Annotated in this window: 4 protein-coding genes; 3 read left to right on the top strand and 1 reads right to left on the bottom strand. The window is 38.5% G+C overall.

Annotated elements, in window-relative coordinates:
- Positions 1-270 precede the first annotated feature (270 nt).
- The 3 genes from hutI to ACQKIM_RS19915 all read left to right on the top strand — a co-directional run bounded on the left by hutI (position 271) and on the right by ACQKIM_RS19915 (position 3,679).
- Positions 271-1,542, top strand: a complete 1,272-nt coding sequence (gene hutI, locus ACQKIM_RS19925) for an imidazolonepropionase (RefSeq protein WP_427547314.1) — start codon at positions 271-273, stop codon at positions 1,540-1,542.
- A gap of 1 nt (position 1,543) precedes the next feature.
- On the top strand, positions 1,544-2,533 hold the full coding sequence (locus ACQKIM_RS19920) for an agmatinase family protein (protein WP_427547311.1): 990 nt from the start codon (positions 1,544-1,546) through the stop codon (positions 2,531-2,533).
- 258 nt (positions 2,534-2,791) lie between these two features.
- The gene (locus tag ACQKIM_RS19915; protein WP_427547322.1) at positions 2,792-3,679 is read left to right on the top strand and encodes a 5'-3' exonuclease; all 888 of its coding nucleotides are present in this window, start codon (positions 2,792-2,794) and stop codon (positions 3,677-3,679) included.
- Between the two features lie 91 nt (positions 3,680-3,770).
- On the opposite strand, the gene ACQKIM_RS19910 is transcribed toward ACQKIM_RS19915, so the two are convergent.
- Entirely contained in the window at positions 3,771-4,283 is a 513-nt protein-coding gene (locus ACQKIM_RS19910) for a C39 family peptidase (protein WP_427547309.1), read from the bottom strand.
- Between the last annotated feature and the right edge of the window lie 216 nt (positions 4,284-4,499).

Below are 4,499 nucleotides of genomic sequence, written 5' to 3'. Positions count from 1 at the left end.
CAGCGGCAAAGCGAGTAGCCTGGAACGGAAATCACCTTCATTTTGACTAAATATTCACAAAGAGTCCCTTGACTATTTAATTTTTCAACACTATGGCAAACTAGAAAATGCTCTAGTTTGCGTTTTTTAATTTTCTAATGGAAGTTTCAGCTCACAAGAATGACAATTTTTAAAAAATAAAAGGGAAAATACAGAAGTATGCCGAAAATGTAATTACTTATGGTACTAAAAATATTGAAAAGCTCGAAGTATTAGTAGGGGGATAATTGAATGACAGAAAGACAGCAAAGGCCGATTTGGATTCAAAATATTTCGCAATTAGTGACACTTGCTAGTGAAAAAAAAGGTCCACGTATACGTGAGGAGATGAAAGAGTTAGGGATTATTGAAGGTGGAAGTGTCTGGATTGAAGATGGCGTTATTCATGATGTAGGAACAACACGTGAATTGATTTTGAAGTATTTACCGCGAGCAGAGGAAGCGGACATTGTAGATGCTACAGGAAAAATCGTGACGCCTGGTTTGATTGATCCACATACGCATGTTGTTTTTGGTGGCAGTCGAGAGCATGAATTTGAAATGCGTTTAGAAGGTGCGAGTTATATGGATATTATGAATGCTGGCGGCGGAATACATGCGACAACTAGAAAAATACGTGCATTGTCCGAAGAGCATATTTTCAACCAAACTACGAGACGATTAGATTTATTTTTACAGCACGGTGTGACGACACTTGAAAGTAAAAGTGGCTATGGGCTTGATTTGGACAATGAGCTAAAGCAATTACGCGTAATGCGAAAATTGCATGAAAAGCATCCAATAGATATTGTGCCAACCTTTATGGGTGCTCATGCTGTGCCAGAGGAGTATCGGGATAATCCAGAGCAATATATCAAACTTGTCATCGAGGAAATGATTCCTGCAGTTGTTGAGGAAGGTTTAGCTAAATTTATTGATGTATTTTGTGAGGTCGATGTGTTTACCCCTGAGCAATCAGAGCGTATTTTATTAGCAGGTAAGAGGAAGGGGCTTATTCCAAAAATCCATGCTGATGAAATTGCTGAAAACCAGGGAGCATTTGTAGCGGCAAAGGTAGGAGCAATCTCGGCTGAGCATTTACTGAAAGTATCCGATGAGGGAATTCAAGAGCTTGCAAATTCAGGTGTTATAGCATGTTTATTACCAACAACAGCCTTGTATCTTGGCGAAAATCCAGCTCGTGCAAGAGATTTAATTGACGCAGGTGTGCCTGTAGCTATTTCTACGGATTGCAATCCTGGGTCTTCTCCAACGATTTCAATGCCGCTTGTGATGAATCTAGCATGTATTATGATGAAAATGACACCTGCAGAAAGCCTGTGTGCTGCGACATATAATGCTGCTTGTGCACTTCAAATTGAAGACCGTGCAGGTTCCATTGAAGTAGGGAAACAAGCAGATTTAGTACTATGGGATGTACATAATCACCAAAAGTTACATTATATTTTTGGTGTCAATCACGTAAAAAAAGTTTGGAAAAATGGTGTAAAGGTGGTCGGTTAATATGTTTATTCAATCAGATTGTCAATGGAAGCAGGAAAAGGGCTCAGCTATGCATCAATGGATTAAGCAAAAGGACAATCCGCATCCAAATGATGTAGATATTATCATATATGGAGCTTTATTATCGTATGCAAGTGAACCTTCAAAAAAGGCCCAATATCCAACGGCATTTCGAAGGGTATGGCCAAGCTTTCAATCCTATAATTTAGATGAGCAAGTCGATTTACGTTCGTTAGCAGTCGTAGATGTTGGTGATGTAGCCATTTATGCGACAGATAAGATGCTTTCTGAATCGGCTATCGAGGCAGCAGCAGAAAATTTAAGTACTGCTTATCCAAAAGGCTTTACCTGTCTTCTAGGTGGAGATCATACTATTACAGGTTGTTCAATCAAAGGAATTAAAAATGCATTCCCACAGGAACGAATTGGCATTATCCAAATTGATACACATTTGGATGCTCGTAATCAAGAGGAAATTGGTTTAGCGATGGATTCCCCAATTCAGAAGCTGATAGCTGAAGGCATTGTAGAGGGGAGACATATCTATAATGTCGGATTACATGGCTTTTTTAATTCGCCTGAAATGATTCACTATGCAAAAGAACAGGGAATTCATATGATTACGTTAAAGCAAATGCGACGTGATGGCATTCAGCTAACGATTCGTGAAATGCTTCGTCAGCTGATGTATCAGGTAGATCGAATTTATGTATCTGTAGATTTAGATGCGTTAGATATTACGTTCGCACCAGATGTCCCAGCAGCAACACCGGGGGGATTAACAGCCTATGAATTATTTGATATTTTAAAGCTCATTGGTGAAAATGAAGGCGTTCGCCATATTGACTTTGTTTACGCAGATCCTAAGGAAGGCGATCTGCGTCCAGAAACAGTAAAGATGGGTGTAACAGCATTTTTACAATGGCTAACGGGTATTAAATTGGATCACCGTAATCGTCTATCAACAAAAACGAAAGCCTTGATTAGATAGTGATGTAATGATTTGTTGTTGGTAATATTTACACAATGAGGTTTTAACATCTCTATAGTAGATTTTTTGCTATCTAGCTGAGGTGCAAACGCCAGTATAAAGCTCCAAGAGGATGTCTCAGATTTAATTGAGCTTGAAAAATCCAGACACAATTACGCTAGGGCGTAACTGATAATAGTTTGCTATAATAGAACAATGTTAATAATTAAGTGATGGATAAATACAATCATTGTATTGTTATAGAGAGGACTATTTATGATGACAACGAAACCAAAATTACTGATTGTTGATGGTATGGCGCTTTTATTCCGCTCATTCTTTGCCTCAGCTGCAATGGGGCATTATATTCGTCTTGCTGATGGTACGCCGACTAATGGTGCCCAAGGATTTGTGCGTCATGTATTAACAGCACAATCTATCATGAGACCGACCCATCTTGCTGTTTGTTGGGATATGGGTGCACATACATTTCGCAATGAATTATTTGATGGCTATAAGGCAAATCGACCTTCACCACCAGATGAAATGCTACCGCAATTCGATATGGCTAAAAATTTATCCCAACAAATCGGCTGGCAAAATTTCGGTGTTAAAGGGATGGAGGCTGACGACTTAATTGGCTCAATGATTACGAAATGGCAGGATGAGGCTGATATTACCGTAATTAGTGGAGATAAGGATTTACTGCAGCTTTTAAGACCATCAACAGAAATTGCTTTTACGAAAAAAGGCTATACAGAGTATGATGTATATACAGATACGCGTTTTAAAGAGGAGTATGGTATTGAGCCAATTCAATTTGCACAGGTTAAGGCTTTTATGGGGGATACGAGTGATGGCTACCCAGGAGTTAAAGGTATTGGACCAAAGCAGGCACTTACACTTATTCAAACATATGGCACGATTGAAAATGTACTGACTTCATTAGATGAATTAAAGCCGGGTCAACGTACAAAAATTCAAGAAAATGTAGACATGCTAAAGCTGTCACACGAGCTTGCAACTATTCAAACAAATATTCCAATTGATGCAGATTTCTCTCATCTCATGGTACCGAACTATGAGCCGCAATTGTTTAAAGAAATTGAGGAACGCGGTTTTACATTAATAGCCAAACAGGCACGATCATTGTATACACTAATTTAATAATGGTTATTAAGCGCAGAGTATAGAATTATGCTCTGCTTTTTTGATGATAATTTTTGCAACCCTTTAGTTGATATATTGAGTCGAGGAATTAAGAACAAAAATTAGGCGAGATTTTTATTAAACTTAATACTTTCATATTATCTTTAAATGAGGCTGTTCGGATTTTACTTTCACGATTAGGACCACCATTATCGTGGAAAATTAACAATAGCTCATCATTTCGTATTTCATAGCCAATAAGAGGTACCCAGTGATAGGCAAAAGCGGATTTTTTATCTTGCCAATTTAGGCTGAAATAGCGGTCAAAGCGTATAGCGACTGGACGACCTGCATCGATTTCTAGTAGTGCCTCCTTTAATGAACAATTACGAATATCCCATGCTGGATAGAGGCGCCGAAGATTATGAATGAGGCGCCATTTGAATAATCCAATTTTCGTGCCGCCAAGGAGTTTATAAAGCTCATTTATTGAAGGAGCTGACCCATCTAAATAGTTTAAAATTACATGTACCGTTGTAGGTCCACAGGCTGAATTACGATAGTTTGGCGAAATGGATGCATCGTATTGTGATTTTCCATGTAATGATAATTGTTGGCGCATTATATTCTCCTTTGTAAAAGAGCCACATTTCAAAATGAAATGCAGCTCTTTGTTTGATATTTTTATGCGGATAAGTAATCTATAGCTTGCGTCTGACGTTCGCTTTCACTACAGACCAGTAGCTCTTTTATGTCAATTATACAATTTTTTCAGCCCAGTTAATTATTGCTGTGCAGACAAGAAATCTGTTACTTGTGGCTGACGCTTCGCTTTCGC

Origin of the sequence: Lysinibacillus sp. NPDC047702 (assembly GCF_050272555.1) — a bacterium.
In the GTDB taxonomy this organism is placed as follows: Bacteria; Bacillota; Bacilli; order Bacillales_A; family Planococcaceae; genus Lysinibacillus.
This window is presented reverse-complemented; position numbering and strand designations above follow the sequence as displayed.